We start from the raw sequence: 16,366 nt of genomic DNA on the forward strand, positions 1-16,366 counted from the left end.
GCTCTGGTGGGCAGCGCGAGCCCGGCGGCGGTGCTGGTACCGGCGTCGATCGACGGCAAGGAGATCGCCGGTCGTCTGGCGGTGCGCCTGGGTTCGGGTCTGCTGTCGGAGGTCGTGGACCTCGACGGCGAGGGCGTGGGTTCGCTGTCGCTGTTCGGTGGCACTTACGACGCGAAGGCCAAGGTCACCAAGGGTGTTCCGGTGATCACGGTGCTGCCGGGCTCGATCGAGGCCGAGGAGGCCGCGGGTGCCGGGGCGGTGGAGCAGGTCGAGGTTCCGGCCGCGTCCGGTGCGAAGATCACCGGTCGTCAGCCGGCCGAGGCCGGGGACCGTCCGGAGCTGACCGAGGCCAGCATCGTGGTCTCCGGTGGCCGTGGTGTCGGTTCGGCGGAGTCGTTCGAGGTTGTGGAGAAGCTCGCTGACAGCTTGGGTGCTGCGGTGGGTGCGTCGCGTGCGGCGGTGGACTCCGGTTACTACCCGCACCAGTTCCAGGTCGGGCAGACCGGTAAGACCGTGTCCCCGCAGCTCTACATCGCGCTGGGTATTTCCGGTGCGATCCAGCACCGTGCGGGCATGCAGACCTCGAAGACGATCGTCGCGGTCAACAAGGACCCCGAGGCGCCGATCTTCGAGATCGCCGACTACGGCGTGGTGGGCGACCTGTTCAAGGTCGCCCCGCAGCTCACGGAGGAAGTCTCCAAGCGCAAGGGCTGATCGCCAAGCCGGAAAAGGCGGGCCGCACCTCGGTGCGACCCGCCTTTTCGCTTGTCAGAGTGGCATGCATAAAGTCGGGCACCCGGAGTCCAGGCGGGCGCTGAGGTTCCGCCACCCGCACCGCTACGCAAAACGAGAGCTTCAGACGTGCAGTCAGCCGTCGCGGGCTTCGTCTCGGCCTTGGCAGGCGAGGCGGTCGGCGCGTTCGTTCTCGGGGTGGCCTGCGTGGCCCTTCACCCACTCCCACTGGACGTCGCCGTGGCGCGCGCATTCGGCGTCGAGGCGCTGCCACAGGTCGGCGTTCTTGACCGGCTTCTTGGCCGAGGTCATCCAGCCGTTGCGCTTCCAGCCGCGCATCCACTCGGTGATGCCTTTGAGCACGTAGGTGCTGTCGGTGTAGATGCGCACCGAGGGCATCGGGCGGGTCAGGGCGGCGAGGCCCTCGATCACCGCCATGAGCTCCATCTTGTTGTTCGTCGTCGCGGCGTCCTTGCCGTAGAGCTCGCGCTCGTGGTCGCCGTAGCGCAGCACGACGCCCCAGCCGCCCGGGCCGGGGTTCCCACTGCATGCGCCGTCGGTGTAGAGGTCGACGCGCTCGGTCGTTCGCTGCATGTCCCGGAATCTAGCTGCCGGCTGATCGGGAAGAAGAGCCTGCTCACGGAAAACCAGCTGCGCGCGGTGATCGGTTGGTGGCATGCTGTGGTTCCGTGCGGATCTTGTTCACTGCTGCGCCCGGCTACGGGCTGATGTTCCCGATCGTGCCGATGGTCTGGGCCGCCCGGGCTGCCGGGCACGAGGTGCTGGTGGCCACGACCGGCGAGATGGTCGACGCCGGTGCGCGGGCCGGGTTGCCGGTGGTGGACGTGTTCCCGGGGCACGACGTGTGGGCCGAGCTGCTGCGGGCGACCACCTCGCAGGAAACCACGCCCGAGCTCAAGAAGTACCTCGAGGAGCGGGGGCTGACCGAGGCGTTCGAGAAGGCGCCGCGGTCCGGCGGCCCGTTCTGGTTGTTCACCCTGACCATGACCGAGGGCAGCATCGACGCGGGGCGGGCGTTCGGCGCGGACCTCGTCGTGCACACCACCGACCACGCGACCGGCCGGCTGACCGCGGTCGCGCTCGGGGTCCCGGTGCTGGAGGTCGGCAACCGGGTGTCCTGGTCGTCGCGCGACGGGAGCTTCCGCATCGGGCGGAACTTCTACGACGAGGACGACCTGACTGCGGCGCTGCGCGCCCACTTGGCCATCCCGGACGGTGTGCCGGAGGTGATCGCGCGGATCGATCCGCGGCCGCCGAGCATGGGCGGGCTGGTCGAGGACGACGTGGACCAGGTGGACGGCCTGCCGTGGTGGCCGATGCGGTTCGTGCCGTTCAACGGCGGCTCGGCGGTGCCGGAGTGGGCGCTGCAGCGGCCGGAACGACCACGCATCGGTGTCACGCTCGGCACCGTGGTTCCGGTCATGTCCGGGACCAGCAGCCTGTCCGTGGTGGTCGAGGCGCTCAGCGAGTTCGACGTGGACGTGGTCCTGGCGGCGAAGGAGACCGATCTCGCCGACGTCGGGTCGCTGCCGGACAACGTGCGGGCGGTGGGCTTCCTGCCGCTGTCGGCGTTCCTGCCGACCAGTTCGCTGCTGATCCACCACGGCGGGTCGGGGACCACGGCGGCCGCGCTGCACTACGGCGTGCCGCAGCTGGTGCTGCCCGCTTTCGCGGACAACCCGATGTCCGCTGAGCGGGTCGTGGACCGCGGCGTCGGTCTCTCGCACGATCCGACCACAGTGGACGTCGAGATGGTGCGTGCTGCGGTCCGCAGGCTGCTCGACGAGCCCGCGTTCAGCGATGCGGCGCGCGAGGTGCGCGAGGAGATGGCGACCCAGCCGAGCCCGGCTTCGGTGCTGGAACGGGCTCTGTCCGCCTTCCGCGGGTAGGCCGTTCGGGGCAGTGCTTCCGGCCCGCACCAGGGGTTCACCGAAAGTTCCTGCTCCGTGCCCTCGTCCGGTGTGTTGGGCGTTCGCCGCGCGGCGATACACCTGCGGCATGTCCGAGACGCAGCTGCTGGCCAGCGCCGCACCGAACGCGGCGGCCGACGCCCACTACTCGCTGCTGGTCGCCCGAGACTCCGACGAAGTGCACGCCGCGCAACGCCTGCGGTACCAGGTGTTCGCCGAGGAAATGGGGGCCACGGTCAGCGGTCGGGAATTCGGTCTCGACCGCGACTCCTTCGACGACCACTGCGACCACCTCGTCGTCCGGGAGGACAACTCGGGGGCGGTCGTGGGGACCTACCGGATGCTTCCGCCGGACCGGGCGGCGGAAGCCGGGATGCTCTATTCGGAAACCGAGTTCGACATGTCCGCGCTGGCTCCGCTGCGCTCCTCGCTGGTGGAGACCGGGCGTTCGTGCGTGCACCCGGAGCACCGCAACGGTGCCGTGATCGGCTTGGTGTGGACGGGAATCGCGCGGTACATGCTGCTGCACGGGCACCGGATGCTCGTGGGGTGCGCGTCCGTGCCGCTCGACGACGGTGGCGTGCTGGCTTCCCACGTGTGGAACGCGGTGTCGGAGAAGCACTACGCGCCCGAGGAGTACCGAGTGCACCCGCACCGGCCTTGGGAACCGTTCGCCGTCACCGGCCGCACCGCGCTGCCGCCGCTGCTCAAGGGCTACCTGCGGCTGGGTGCTCAGGTGTGCGGGCGGCCGGCGCACGACCCGGACTTCAACGTCGCCGACTTCTTCGTGCTGCTCGACCTCGACCGCGCGGACCAGCGCTACCTGCGGTTCTTCCTGGGCGATGCGGCATGAACCACCCGTGGATGCCGGTTTCGCCGTGCGGCGACCAGTGCATGCCGCCGCGCGATCGCGTTGCCGAGGTCGGTCCGCTGCAGCTGGTCCTGCGCCTGAGCGGGGTCGTCGTGCTGCTGCTCGGCGGCTGCGTCCTGGTCCTGGTGCTGCCGGTGCTGGGTCCGGCGCGGCACTGGGCGCTGGTGGCGTGGTTCCGGCTTCTGCTGCGAGCCTTGGGGATTCGTCTCGTGCTCGACGGCGGGTTGCCCGCCGGGGGTGCGCTGGTGGTCTGCAACCACGTGTCGTGGCTGGACATCGTCGCGCTGCAGGTGCTGTGCCCGATGCGGATGCTGGCGAAGGTGGAGGTCGGGTCGTGGCCGCTGCTGGGCCCGCTGGCCGGGCGGATCGGCACGGTCTACATCGACCGCGAGCGGCTGTCGGCGCTGCCGACCTCGGTGCGCACCATCGCTGACGAGCTGCGCGCCGGGGCGGTGATCGGCGCTTTCCCGGAGGGCACCACCTGGTGCGGCCGGGCGGTCGGGACGTTCCGGCCCGCGGTCTTCCAGGCCGCGGTCGACGCCGGGGTGCGGATGCAGCCGGTGGCGCTGAGGTTCCGCGACGGGGCGGGGCAGTTCACCACGGCGGCGGCTTTCCTGGGCGAGACGACGCTGGTCAGCTCGCTGCTGACCGTTGCCCGCACGCGCGGTCTGGTGGTCGAGCTGGTCGTGCTTCCCGAACTGCGCGGCACCGATCGCCGGGAGCTGGCCCGGCGCGCGCAGGAGGAGATCGCGCTGGCCAGCGGCGCGGTGCACGGGCATCGCGCCGAGCAGTCCCGGCACGACCTCGCCGCCTGACGCTGGTCTGAAGGGGCGGAGTTGCCCGCGACCACTGGACTTGCAGCGCGGTGGAGGTTGCAGGCTGACCGGGTGGCCACTGCCGAGATGTCCCGAAGCGCTCTGTGGAACCCGCGACGCCGCACCTTCACCGCAGGTCTGGTCCTGGTCATCACGCTCGTCGCCTTCGAGGCGATGGGGTTGGGCACGGCGTTGCCCACGATCGTCGCGGAGCTCGACGCGCAGCACTGGTACTCCTGGCCGTTCACCGTCTTCCTCGCTTCGAGCGCGATCGGGACGGTGATCGGTGGGCGCCAGTCCGACCGGCGTGGTCCGGCGTTGCCGCTGCTGGTGGCGCTGCCCACGTTCGCGCTCGGGCTGGTGGTCGCGGGGTTCGCGCACAGCATGCTGGTCCTGCTGGTGGCCCGGGTGCTGCAGGGGCTGGCCGGTGGCGTGCTGATCGTCGCGCTGTACGTGATGATCGCCCGCGTCTTCCCGGAGGAGCACCGGCCGGCCGCGTTCGGTGCGCTGTCCTCGGCGTGGGTGGTGCCCGCGCTGGTCGGTCCGGTGGTGTCGGGCGCGCTGACCGAGCACGCGAGTTGGCGGTGGGTCTTCCTCGGCTTGGCGCCGCTGGTGTGCCTCGGCACGGCGATGCTGGTGCCCACGGCACGGCGGTTCGGCGCGCGCTCTGAAGATCCTCCGGAGCCGCGGCCCGGGTTGCCGTTGGCCGCGGTGGGGGCGGCTGGTGGTGTCGTGGCGCTGAACTGGGCGGTGCAGGATCCGACGCTGATCTCGCTGCTCGTCGGCCTGGCCGGAGTTGTGGCGCTGGTCCCGTCGTTGCGCCTGCTGCTGCCCAAGGGCACCCTGCGCGCCCGGCCGGGAATCCCGCTGATGGTGCTTTCACGCGGATTGCTCGCCGGGCTGTTCTTCACCGCGCAGGCGTTCGTGCCGCTGTCGCTGACGGTGGTGCACCACTACTCGCCGACGGCTGCGGGCGTACCGCTGACGGTGGCCTCGATCGGCTGGGCCGCGGGTTCGCTGTGGCAGGGCCGGCAGCGGGAGCTCCGCCGCGAGCGGGTGGTCGCGGTCGGGTTCTCGCTGGTCGGATTCGGTGTCGCCGGGCTGTCGCTGAGCTTGCCCGAATGGGGGCTGCCGTGGCTGGTCTACGCGTGCTGGTTCGTCGCCGGCTGCGGGATGGGCATCGGGATCACCAGCACTTCGGTGCGGGTGCTGGCGCTGTCGGCGGAGGCCGAACGCGGGTTCAACTCGTCCGCGCTGCAGATCTCGGACATGCTCGGCCAGGCCACGCTGGTCGGGTTGGGCGGCGTGGTGGTCGCCGCGCTCGCCACCCCGGCGAGTCCGACCAGGGGTGTCCTGCCGCTGGACCTCGTGCTGTTGATCGGTGCGGTGCTGGCCGCATTGCCGCTGGTGCGCGCGACTCGCGGCCGGGCGTCCTGACCAGCGCCTTCCGCCCGGTCGGCCTGTATTACCCTGGACGAGCGATGACTTACCTCGACCACGCCGCCACCACACCCATGCGACCGGGGGCGGTCGCTGTGCTCAGCGAGGCGTTGACCCGGATCGGCAACGCCTCGTCGCTGCACACCTCGGGACGCCGGGCGCGGCGTGCGGTCGAGGAATCGCGGGAGGACATCGCCGACGCGTTGGGCGCCCGGCCGTCCGAGGTGCTGTTCACCGCGGGTGGGACCGAGAGCGACAACCTGGCCGTCAAGGGGATCTTCTGGGCTCGCCGGGCCGCTGACCCGGCGCGCCGCCGCATCCTGGCTTCGATGGTGGAGCACCACGCGGTGCTCGACGCCGTCGAGTGGCTCGCCGAGCAGGAGGGCGCCGAGGTCACCTGGCTGAGCGCGGACGCCTGCGGCCGGGTGCGCCCGGAGGTGTTCGAGGCAGCGTTGGCGGAGAACCCGGACGACGTGGCGCTGGCCACGGTCATGTGGGCCAACAACGAGGTGGGCACGGTCAACCCCATCTCGGAGCTGGCCGCGATCGCCGACCGCTACGGGGTGCCGCTGCACACCGACGCGGTGCAGGCCGTCGAGACCTTGCCGGTGGACTTCGCCGCTTCGGGGGCTTCCGCGCTGACCATGACCGGCCACAAGGTCGGTGGACCCTACGGGGTGGGCGTGCTGCTGCTGGGGCGCGACGTGAAGTGCACGCCGGTGCTGCACGGCGGTGGGCAGGAGCGCGAGGTGCGCTCCGGCACGCTGGACACCCCGGGTGTGCTGGGGCTGGCTGCGGCGGTGCGCGAGGCCGTCGACGCCCGCGAGGCGCACGCGCCGCAGCTGGCGAAGCTGCGCGACGACTTGATCAGCGGTGTTCGCAGCGCGGTTCCGGACGTCGTCCTCAACGGCGACCCCGGCGACGACGTCGTCGCTGGCGGTCCGTCGCGGCTGCCCGGCAACGCGCACTTCACCTTCCCCGGCTGCGAGGGCGACAGCCTGCTGATGCTGCTGGACGCCAAGGGCATCGAGTGCTCCACGGGTTCGGCCTGCACCGCCGGGGTTTCCGAGCCCAGCCACGTGCTGCTCGCGATGGGGGCAGACCCCAAGGCCGCGCGGGGGTCGCTGCGCTTCTCGCTGGGGCACACCTCGACGGCGGCAGATGTACAGGCACTCACCGAGGCCATCGGGCCGGTGGTGCGACGAGCGCGTAGCGCCGGTCTGGCCGGGTTGCGACGATCTTCGGCGGGGTCGACGGCCACCGCCACGGAGGTGTGAGGCGTGCGAGTACTGGCAGCCATGAGCGGCGGGGTGGACTCCGCGGTCGCGGCGGCGCGAGCGGTGGACGCCGGGCACGACGTCGTCGGGGTGCACCTGGCGCTGTCGGCCAAGCCCGGCACGCTGCGCACCGGGGCCCGCGGGTGCTGCACCATCGAGGACTCCCGCGACGCGCGGCGCGCCGCCGATCTGCTGGGCATCCCGTTCTACGTGTGGGACTTCGCGGAGCGGTTCACCGAGGAGGTCATCGAGACCTTCGTCGGCGAGTACGCCGCGGGCCGCACCCCGAACCCGTGCCTGACCTGCAACGAGAAGATCAAGTTCGAGGCGCTGCTGGACAAGGCGATGGCGCTGGGCTTCGACGCGGTCTGCACCGGCCACTACGCCCGTCTGTCCATCGTGGACGGTGTGCCGGAGCTGCGGCGCAGCCGCGACGACGGCAAGGACCAGTCCTACGTGCTGGCCTCGCTGACCGCCGAGCAGCTGCGGCACTCGATGTTCCCGCTCGGCGACTCGCTGAAGTCCGAGGTGCGGGTGGAGGCGACCGAGCGCGACCTGGCGGTGGCCAAGAAGCCGGACAGCCACGACATCTGCTTCATCCCGGACGGCGACACCAAGAAGTTCCTGGAGAACAAGCTCGGCCAGACGCCGGGCAAGCTGGTCGACGACGAGACCGGCGCGGTCCTCGGAGAGCACACCGGGGTGCACGGCTTCACCATCGGCCAGCGCAAGGGCCTGGGCATCGACGCCCCGGCGGCGGACGGCCGACCGCGCTACGTGCTGTCGCTGGAGCCGGTGTCCGGCACGGTCAAGGTCGGTGCGGCGGAACGCCTGTCGGTGACCGAGATCGACGCCAAGCGCCCGATCTGGCCGTCCGAGGAGCCGCTGGCCGGGCCGACGGAGTGCGTGATCCAGGTCCGCGCCCACGGCGGCACCGCGGAAGCGGTCGCCGAAGCCGACGGCGAGGACATCCGCGTCCAGCTCCGCCAGCCGCTGCGCGGCGTGGCCCCGGGCCAGGCGATCGTCCTGTACCGCCCGGACGGCGAAGGCGATCTGGTCCTGGGCAGCGGCATCATCGCGGAGACCCGCTGATCAGGCCGGCGATGTGGTCGGGGTGCTCTTCGATCAGCAGGTGTCCTGCTGAGGGGAGCACGCTGAGCGGCCGGTCGAGGGTGTGCCGCACCGCGCGGGCCAGGGGCTTGCTGGGGAAGTAGCGGTCGTGGTCGCCGACGACGACCACGCGGTCCACCTGCTGATCCGCCACCACGGCTCCTGCGGGGTCCAGGCTCGATCGCACGTGGCGGGCGACCAGCGTCATCCACTCCACCAGCTCCGGTCGGGGGCGGTGGCCGGGGGCGAGCATCGTGCCGAGCAGCTGGGCGCTGTCGGTCGGGCGGCGGCGGAGCAGCCAGGACATCGACGCGGCGAGGATGCCGGGCGTGATCCGCGCTCGGACGAGGCCGCCGGGGGACAGGAGCACCTGCCGCGAGACCAGCGGTGATCCGGTGGCCATCGCGATCGCCGCGCCCAGCGAGTGACCGGCCAGAACCACGGGGAACTCGGTGATCTCGTCGATCACCTCCGCCAGCCACCGCCCGTACCAGGACTGCCGTTGCGGCGCGGGAATTCGCCGACCGCTGCTGAGCCCGGGTTGACCGGGGACGTCGACCAGCACCACGCGGCAGCGCTCGGCGAGTGCGGTCGCGAGCGGCAGGCAACTGGCCGCGCTGAAGTTGGTGCCCGGCACGAACAGCGCGGTCTGCGCTCCTGAACCGGCGATGACCAGGTGCGTCGTGCTTCCGCTCGCGGCGATCACGCGGCGTTGGTGCGGTACTGCCCACGCGTCGAGCCGGCCGCGGCACCACTGCTCGATCAGCTGCCGGCTCCGCTCGCTCCGGTAGATGTCCTTCACCGCGGAACCCGGTCTCGGAGGTCGATCGCGTTGGCCGCTCGTTCGACGTTCTTGGACAGGGTCGCGGTTTTCGGCAGGTGGGGCATCAGGCGGAACATCTGGTTGCGCAGCCACAGGCCGGTGCGGGTCTTCGGGATGAGGGTCTTCGCGCCGTCCGTGGCGATCTTCTGGTTCAGCGCCACGAAGTTCCGCATCTCGCGCTCGTAGGCGCGGAACGCCCAATGGTGGTCGCCGTCGGCTGCGTGCAGTTCGCGGGCCAGCACGTAGGCACCGACCAGCGCCAGGCTGGAGCCCTGGCCGGAGAGCGGGGACGGGCCGTAGCCCGCGTCGCCGACCAGCGCGACGCGACCGCGGGACCAGCTGTCCATCCGGATCTGGGTGATCGAGTCGAAGTAGAAGTCCGGGGCGTTGCGGGCGGCTTCGAGCAGTTGCGGCACGATCCAGCGCTCGTCGCGGAACGCCTTGTCCAGCAGCGGGAGCTGGGTGCTCGGATCGCGCGGGTCGAAGCGCAGTCGCGGTGATGCGAAGCCGAGGATCGCCTTCGCGCCGCGGTCGGTCCGCGCCCGGTACAGCCCGCCGAGCCTGCCGGGCGTGTTGTGCACGGTTGTCCAGCGGTCGAGGTCGAGGAAGTTCTCCGTGCCGAAGATCGAGACGTGGAAACCCAAGTAGCGGGTGAAGTCCGATTCGGGGCCGAACGCCAGGCGCCGGACGGTGGAGTGCAATCCGTCCGCGCCGATCACGAGGTCGAACTCGCGGGGCTCGGCCCGCTCGAACTCCACCCGGACGGAGTGGGGGCCTTGCTCGATCGCCGTGATGGAGTCACCGAAGACGTACTCGACGCCGTCGGTGCGCTCGTGCAAGATCCGGCTCAGCGCGCCGCGCATGAGCTCGACGTCGTCGGGGCCGCTGACCAGCTCGTCCATCCGCACCGAGGCGAGATCTCGGCCGTCGCCGTCGACGATGGTCATGCCCTGCATACCGGTGCGGGCTTCGCGCAGTTCGGTGAGGATGCCCATCCGCTCGGCCACGGTGACCGCCGCGCCGCGCACGTCGATCGCGTAGCCGCCGTCGCGGATCGCGGGTGACCGCTCCACGACCGTCGGGTGGAAGCCGTGTTCGTGCAGCCAGAACGCCAGCGCCGGGCCGGCGATGCTGGCTCCGGAGATCAGGATCGTCTTGGTCATGCCGCTCACGCTAGGCGGTTACTTACCGGGCGGCAAGTAATTTACCGGGCGGTAAGCACTAGGATCCTCGGGGAGGAGGGTGCTGATGCCGAGGACACGGGTCGACACCAGCGCGGAGATCCGCGCGGTCGCCACCGAGCTGTTCGCCCGCCAGGGGTTCGAGAAGACCAGCCTGCGCGAGGTCGCCGAGCAGCTCGGCATCACCAAAGCCGCGCTGTACTACCACTTCCCGTCCAAGGTGGACCTCGTGCGCGGCATCGTGCAGCCGCTGCTCGACGACGTCGAAGCACTGCTGGCGGAGGCCGGAGAGGGTGATCCGCAGGGTTTCCTGGCCGACTACTTCGACGTGGTGCTGCGCCACCGCCAGGTGTTCGAGCTGGTCATCCGCGATGTCGGGGCGCTGGCGCAGCTCGATCTGATGGAGCAGATGCTCGGCTGGCGCGAGCGGACCTACCGCCTGCTGGTGGGCGAGGGCGCCACGCCCGCGCAGATCGCCAAGGCGACCGTCGCGATCGGCGGGTTGCAGGACTGCGCGCTCACCGAAGGTTCGGTGGAGGATTTCCGCGAGGCGGCGCTGGGTGCGGCGATCGCCGCGCTGCGCAGTTGACCGCGGCGCGTTTCGCGGCATGATCGGCTCCATGAGTGTTCTTCACGTGGTTGAGCGGGGAGACGGTGAGCGCGTGGTGTTCGTCCACGGCTCGGGTACGTGGGCGACGCACGATGCGTTCGGTTTCGGCGCGCAGCTGCCGCTGGCCGGGGAATTCCGGATCGTGCTGCCGGACCGGCGTGGTTACGGGGGCAGTCCGGACGTCGAGCGCAGCGATTACGCGCAGGACGCCGAAGACATCGCCGCGCTGCTCGACGGCGGCGCGCACCTGGTCGGGCACTCGTCGGGTGGCGTCGTCGCGATGCTGGCCGCGGCGCGTGGTCCGGTGCGGTCGCTGACGCTGATCGAGCCGGCGTGCTTCCAGGTCGCTGCCGATGCGCCGCTGGTCGCCGCGGCTCTCGAGCGCAACCGGGCCGCTGTTGCATCCGTGCCGCCGGATCTGACCGACGCCGATCTCGTGCGGCTCAACTTCGAGTCGGTCGGCTTCGAAGCGCCGGAGCCGACGCCGGAACTGGCGCGCGCCACCCGGACCGCGCTGAACGAGTTCCCGACCTGGGAGGCGCAAGTTCCGGCCGACGCCCTCGCCGAGAGCGACTTCCCGAAGCTGGTGGTCACCGGCACTTGGGAGAACGCGCCGCAGGCGTACCGGGAGCACGGCGGCGAGCCGATCATGGAATGCGCCCGGGTCACCGCCGAGCGCATCGGCGCCGACCTGCTGCGGGTGCCCGGCGCTTCGCACTGGCCGCACAGCCAACGTCCGGACGTCGTCAACGCGGCTCTGCGCGAGTTCTGGAAAGCGGGCGCGTTCCGCGGTTAGTGTCGTGGACCACCTGCGAACTGGAGGTCCGATGTCCGATCTTCGCGCCAGCACCGTTGCCGACGTCCTGCGCCGCAGCGCCGCGCGGATTCCCGACCGAGTCGCCCTGCGGTTCGTCGACAGCGCCGGGCAGGAGGCGGAGTGGACCTACGCCGAGCTCGACGACGCGGTCACCCGCGCGGCCGGGGTGCTGCTGGACGCGGGCGCGAGCAAGGGCGACCGGATCGCGGCCTACGGCAAGAACTCCGACGCTTACCTGATCGGTTTCCTCGCCTGCGCGCGGGCGGGTCTGGTGCACGTGCCGATCAACTACAACCTGACCTCCGGCGAACTCGCCTACCTGCTGGCGCAGTCCGAGAGCAGCATCGCGCTGGTCGACCCGGCGCTGGCGGGCAAGCTCGACGAGGTCCGCGGCGAAACCTCGCTGGAGCGCGTGATCCCGCTGCGCGGCGACGCGGATTCGCTGCTGGCGCAATGCTCCGCGGGACCGCTGCCCGAAATCGACGTCGATGTTGCCGACGACGACCTGGTGCAGCTGCTCTACACCTCGGGCACGACTTCGTCGCCCAAGGGCGCGATGATGACGCACCGCGCGCTGCTGCACGAATACCTGTCCTGCTTGGCCGCGCTGGACTTCGCCGAGGACGACCAGCCGCTGCACGTGATGCCGCTGTACCACTCCGCGCAGATGCACGTGTTCCTGCTGCCGAACCTGATGATCGGTGCCACCAACCGGCTCGTGGAAGTGCCGGAGCCGGGCGACGTCCTGCGGCGCATCGAAGCCGAGCGGATCGGTTCGTTCTTCGCCGCGCCGACGGTCTGGGTCGCGTTGGCCAACCACCCCGACTTCGCCGAGCGGGACCTGAAGTCGTTGCGCAAGGCCTACTACGGCGCCTCGATCATGCCCGGCCCGGTGCTGCAGCGGTTGCGCGACCACCTGCCGGAACTCGGTTTCTACAACTGCTTCGGGCAGTCCGAGATCGCGCCGCTGGCCACCGTGCTGCGGCCCGAGGAGCACGCCGATCGACCGGACTCGGCGGGGCGGCCGGTGCTGTTCGTGGAGGCGAAGGTCGTCGACGAGCGCGGCGAGGAGGTCGCGCCGGGGGAGTCGGGCGAGATCGTCTACCGGTCGCCGCAGCTGTGCACCGGGTACTGGAACAAGCCGGAGGAGACCGCGGAGGCGTTCCGGGACGGCTGGTTCCACTCCGGTGACCTGGTGCGTCGCGACGAGGCCGGTTACGTGTTCGTGGTGGACCGGATCAAGGACGTGATCAACACCGGCGGGGTGCTCGTCGCCTCCCGCGAGGTGGAGGACGCGCTCTACACGCATCCGGCGGTGGGCGAGGTGGCGGTGGTCGCGGTGCCCGATCCGAAGTGGATCGAGCGGATCGCGGCGGTCGTGGTGCCCAAGGACGAGGTGACCGAGGCGGAGCTGATCGAGCACGTCCGCGGCCAACTGGCCGGGTTCAAGGTGCCCAAGGAGATCCACTTCCTCGACGACCTGCCGCGCAACAGCTCCGGCAAGCTCCTCAAGCGAGTCCTCCGCGACCAGTTCACCGACTGACGGCTCCGTCCTGGCTGGTCAGGTCCCGTGAGTCTTTTGGGCTGCCATGGCGACCCAAAAGACTCACGGCCCATGAGCGGCGGAGCGACCTCTGTCGGGTGCGCGGGCGCGGGCTGTCGATAATGGCGGGGTGACTGACGCAGCTTGGGGTCCGGGGATCGCCACCGCCATCGGCTCGATGCCCGGGACGGATCCGGTGGAGGCCGCGCGCACCGTGGCCGGGGAGTTGCCCGACCTGATGCCGTTCCCGGAACTGCCGGGACGCGGCGTCGGCGCCGACATCCTGGGCCGGACCGCGGGACTGCTGGTGGACCTGGCCGTCGAGGTCGTGCCCTCCGGCTACCGCGTCGCGGGCCGCCCCGGCCGCGACCAGCAGCGCGCCATCGACCTGCTGCGCTGGGACGTGGACGCGGTGGAGCAAGCGGTCGCGGAGAAGGGCGCACCGCGCGCGGTGAAGGTGCAGGCGGCAGGCCCGTGGACGCTCGCAGCGGGCATCGAACTGCACCGAGGGCACCGCGTGCTCACCGACCACGGCGCGCTGCGCGACTTCACCGAGTCGCTGACCGAGGGACTGCGCCAGCACGTGACGCAGGTCGCGAACCGCACCGGTTCCCGTGTCGTTGTTCAGCTCGACGAGCCGATGCTGCCGGCGGTGCTCAAAGGCGCCCTGCCCACGCCGTCCGGCTACGGCAAGGTTCCCGCCGTCCCCGAGCCCGAAGCGCAACGCCTGCTCGGTGAAGTCATCGAAAAGCTCGCCGCCGCAACGGATTCTCCGGTGATCGTGCACTGCTGCGCCCCGCGCCCGCCGGTTGCGATGCTGCGCCGCGCAGGTGCGGGCGCGATCGCGCTGGACGCTTCCGGGCTCGGCGACGTGTCCGGCGAGCTGGCCGACGAACTCGGCGAGGCGTGGGAGGAGGGAACCACCCTGTTCCTCGGCCTGGTGCCCAGCACCGAACCGGCGAACTCCGCCCTGCGCACCCTCGCACAACCGGCGTTCGACCTGGCCTCCCGCCTGGGCTTCGCCCGAAAAGCCCTCGCCGAGCGAAGCGTCCCCACCCCCACCTGCGGCCTCGCCGGCGCAACCCCGGCCTGGACCCGCCGAGCGATCACCCTCACCAACGACCTCGCCAAGCTCTTCACCGACGAAGCCGAGAAGTAGCCGGGCCCGACGATCGACGTGGTCCGAGCGGCGCAACCAACGCCGCCGGATGAGTCCTCTGTGGACTTCGGTCGGTGATCGGGGCGGTTGTTGGTGGGTCTTTTCCCGATTCGGGCGTGAGGGCCTTCGTGCGCTGGTAGGAAGTACGCCGTGGGCAGCTACTGCGTCAGCGAGATCGAGCGCGCCGAGTGGGTTCGGCGCAGCATCATCCAGGAAGCGGCGTGCCTGACGTTCGTGAGGGGCGGTGACCTCGAGCAGGTCGCCGCGGCGTTCGGCGGGGTCGTCGAGTTCGGGCGGGAGCTCGACGTCGACGAGTTCTGCGAGGAGGCCTTCGCCAACCAGGAGCGGCACCCGATGATCGCGCTCAAGCAGCTCGACGACTGGCTGCTGGTGATCGAGGACGGTGGCGAGCAGGGGCGGCGTCCCGAAGTCCTGCGCCGGGTCGCCGAGACCACCGCGGTCTCGGTGTTCTGGGACGGCAGCGGGCTGACCCGCTTCTCGCACGCCGTCGGCGGTGAGCTGCGCACCTCGTTCGAGGCGGTGCTGCCGGAATACCGGGAGGGCAGCGCGCCCGACGAGCTGGAAGAACTGCGGGCCGATCTGCCCTGGTCGCAAGCCGATCCGGTGGCGCTGATGCTGGCCCTGGCCGGGCGGCTCACCGGGCTGCCGCCGACCCCGGGCTGGCTGGCCGGGCGGCTCCGGACCTTCCCCGTCGCACCGTGGCCGGACGACCTGGTCGCGGTCGCCGACCCGATGGAACAAGTCGTCGGCTACCCGGCGGAGCTGCTCCCGACGCTGCGGGAAGCCGGCGGTCAGCCGCTGCGGGATGCTGCGGCAGCTGTCGCCCGACATGTCATCGTCGCCGCCGACTGCGTGGACCACCCCGTGCTGCGCCGCACCGCGTGCGCGCTGAGCACCGGTTCGCCGGTCGACCAGGACGCGCTCGCGGAAGCAGTGCGGGAGCTGTCCTGGCAGAGCATCCGGAGCCGTCCGTGCAGCAAGGTCCGCGCGCACCGGCGGGCTGCGGAGGCCGTTCGGCAGGCCACCCACGACGATCCGCTGACCGCGCTGACCGGCGCGCTCGATGCGGCTCGGCAGGTGCGCGGGGTGGAGATCGTCGAGCTGGCGGGCATCGTCACAGCCGAACTGGCGGGGTGAGTCCACCCGTTCGGCCACGCGCGCGGCAGGCCGACCGGCACAATGGGCGGCATGTTCAGGTTCCTCCGCCGCCGTGCGGCTGAAGACGCCGCCGCCGAACCAGTCGACGTGCCCGCCGAAGCAGCCGCCCGCGCCGAGGCGTTCTGGCAGCAGTGGGACGACCTGCTGCCCGAGCTCGCCGCCGCGCTCGGCGACAGCGAGCCGCTGCGCGTCGAGAACCTGGTCGCCGACATGGTGGCCGCGGTGCACCCGAACCTGACCTTCGCCATCGAGCACGGCGAGAAGGCCGTGTACGCGCTGGTCGTCAGCGGCCAGGCCGACCCGGAGCTGCGGCCCTACACCGACGCCTGGATCGCGGCCGCCCCGGCAGCGGACACGTTGTGGGAGTACCACGACTCGGTGCCCCCGGTGCCGGACCCGACCGAGGTCACGGTCAACCTGGGCGAGGAGAAGTACCAGCTGGCCGACGTGCGGGTCGTCGCGCAGGTCGACGAGGCCGAAGGCGTGGTCGACGTGGCCGTCTACCACCCCGGCTTCCAGGCCATGGAGGACAAGAAGCGCAAGGCGCTGACCTTCCTGCCGCTGGACGCCACCCTCGGCGAGCGGCTGGCGGCCGACCGGCTCGGCCGCGTGGAGACCGCCGAGAACCAGCCGGAGGGCACGATCGGCCTCCTGGAGCTCCGCGAGCTCGTCCAGGACCTCGATCGCACCGCCTCGGAGTCCTGACGGCCCCGGGTGGTCGATTTCGCACGAAATCGGCGTTCACCCGGGTGGCGCTCGATTTCGTGCGGAATCGACACCTCCGGCGGGGAGGGGCGGTCGGCGAGCCGCTGCGTGCCGTTGTCGGGGGCGCTCGTTAGTCTCGGTGCGTGACCAGCAAGGACGTGGACGACCGCAAC

Annotated in this window: 16 protein-coding genes; 13 read left to right on the top strand and 3 right to left on the bottom strand. The window is 71.1% G+C overall.

The annotated features are described in order from the left end of the window. On the top strand, positions 1–714 hold a 714-nt coding region (locus tag OU415_RS22745; RefSeq protein WP_270951068.1), incomplete at its 5' end, for an electron transfer flavoprotein subunit alpha/FixB family protein. 153 nt (positions 715–867) lie between these two features. On the opposite strand, the gene rnhA is transcribed toward OU415_RS22745, so the two are convergent. After that, positions 868–1,326 (bottom strand): ribonuclease HI, encoded by a 459-nt coding sequence (rnhA, locus tag OU415_RS22750; RefSeq protein WP_270951069.1) that lies wholly within the window; start codon positions 1,324–1,326, stop codon positions 868–870. Positions 1,327–1,421: 95 nt separating this feature from the next. Between rnhA and OU415_RS22755 the strand changes: the two genes are divergently transcribed. From OU415_RS22755 to mnmA, 6 genes are all read left to right on the top strand, one after another. Next, on the top strand, positions 1,422–2,642 hold the full coding sequence (locus OU415_RS22755; protein ID WP_270951071.1) for a glycosyltransferase: 1,221 nt from the start codon (positions 1,422–1,424) through the stop codon (positions 2,640–2,642). Between the two features lie 109 nt (positions 2,643–2,751). After that, on the top strand, positions 2,752–3,516 hold the full coding sequence (locus tag OU415_RS22760) for a GNAT family N-acetyltransferase (protein WP_270951072.1): 765 nt from the start codon (positions 2,752–2,754) through the stop codon (positions 3,514–3,516). Next, positions 3,513–4,349: a lysophospholipid acyltransferase family protein gene (locus OU415_RS22765; protein ID WP_270951073.1), complete on the top strand. Its 837-nt coding sequence runs from the start codon at positions 3,513–3,515 to the stop codon at positions 4,347–4,349. The genes OU415_RS22760 and OU415_RS22765 overlap by 4 nt, the downstream gene beginning before the upstream one ends. A 72-nt stretch (positions 4,350–4,421) precedes the next feature. Beyond that, entirely contained in the window at positions 4,422–5,786 is a 1,365-nt protein-coding gene (locus OU415_RS22770) for an MFS transporter (RefSeq protein ID WP_270951075.1), read from the top strand. A 44-nt stretch (positions 5,787–5,830) separates the two neighbouring features. Next, entirely contained in the window at positions 5,831–7,066 is a 1,236-nt protein-coding gene (locus OU415_RS22775; protein WP_270951077.1) for a cysteine desulfurase family protein, read from the top strand. Positions 7,067–7,069: 3 nt separating this feature from the next. Further along, positions 7,070–8,158: a tRNA 2-thiouridine(34) synthase MnmA gene (gene mnmA / locus OU415_RS22780; RefSeq protein WP_270951079.1), complete on the top strand. Its 1,089-nt coding sequence runs from the start codon at positions 7,070–7,072 to the stop codon at positions 8,156–8,158. Here mnmA and OU415_RS22785 read toward each other — a convergent pair. Beyond that, positions 8,139–8,978 carry an alpha/beta fold hydrolase gene (locus tag OU415_RS22785; protein WP_270951081.1) on the bottom strand — a complete coding sequence of 280 codons (840 nt, stop codon included), beginning with the start codon at positions 8,976–8,978 and terminating at the stop codon, positions 8,139–8,141. The genes mnmA and OU415_RS22785 overlap by 20 nt on opposite strands. Beyond that, positions 8,975–10,162 carry an FAD-dependent monooxygenase gene (locus OU415_RS22790; protein ID WP_270951083.1) on the bottom strand — a complete coding sequence of 396 codons (1,188 nt, stop codon included), beginning with the start codon at positions 10,160–10,162 and terminating at the stop codon, positions 8,975–8,977. Before OU415_RS22790 ends, OU415_RS22785 begins: the two co-directional genes overlap by 4 nt. Positions 10,163–10,247: 85 nt before the next feature. On the opposite strand from OU415_RS22790, the gene OU415_RS22795 reads away from it, so the two are divergent. From OU415_RS22795 to OU415_RS22820, 6 genes are all read left to right on the top strand, one after another. Continuing rightward, the gene (locus tag OU415_RS22795) at positions 10,248–10,769 is read left to right on the top strand and encodes a TetR/AcrR family transcriptional regulator (RefSeq protein WP_270951085.1); all 522 of its coding nucleotides are present in this window, start codon (positions 10,248–10,250) and stop codon (positions 10,767–10,769) included. Positions 10,770–10,800: 31 nt separating this feature from the next. Then, positions 10,801–11,586 (top strand): alpha/beta fold hydrolase, encoded by a 786-nt coding sequence (locus OU415_RS22800; RefSeq protein WP_270951087.1) that lies wholly within the window; start codon positions 10,801–10,803, stop codon positions 11,584–11,586. 31 nt (positions 11,587–11,617) lie between these two features. Further along, positions 11,618–13,150, top strand: coding sequence for a fatty acyl-CoA synthetase (locus OU415_RS22805; protein WP_270951088.1), 1,533 nt, complete (start codon positions 11,618–11,620; stop codon positions 13,148–13,150). 130 nt (positions 13,151–13,280) lie between these two features. Next, positions 13,281–14,309 (top strand): methionine synthase, encoded by a 1,029-nt coding sequence (locus OU415_RS22810; RefSeq protein ID WP_270951089.1) that lies wholly within the window; start codon positions 13,281–13,283, stop codon positions 14,307–14,309. 150 nt (positions 14,310–14,459) lie between these two features. Next, the gene (locus OU415_RS22815; protein WP_270951090.1) at positions 14,460–15,467 is read left to right on the top strand and encodes a DUF6461 domain-containing protein; all 1,008 of its coding nucleotides are present in this window, start codon (positions 14,460–14,462) and stop codon (positions 15,465–15,467) included. A 51-nt stretch (positions 15,468–15,518) separates the two neighbouring features. Continuing rightward, positions 15,519–16,193, top strand: coding sequence for a hypothetical protein (locus OU415_RS22820; protein WP_270951091.1), 675 nt, complete (start codon positions 15,519–15,521; stop codon positions 16,191–16,193). Positions 16,194–16,366: the final 173 nt, after the last annotated feature.

Source organism: Saccharopolyspora oryzae, from assembly GCF_027853915.1.
Taxonomy (GTDB): Bacteria; Actinomycetota; Actinomycetes; order Mycobacteriales; family Pseudonocardiaceae; genus Saccharopolyspora; species Saccharopolyspora oryzae.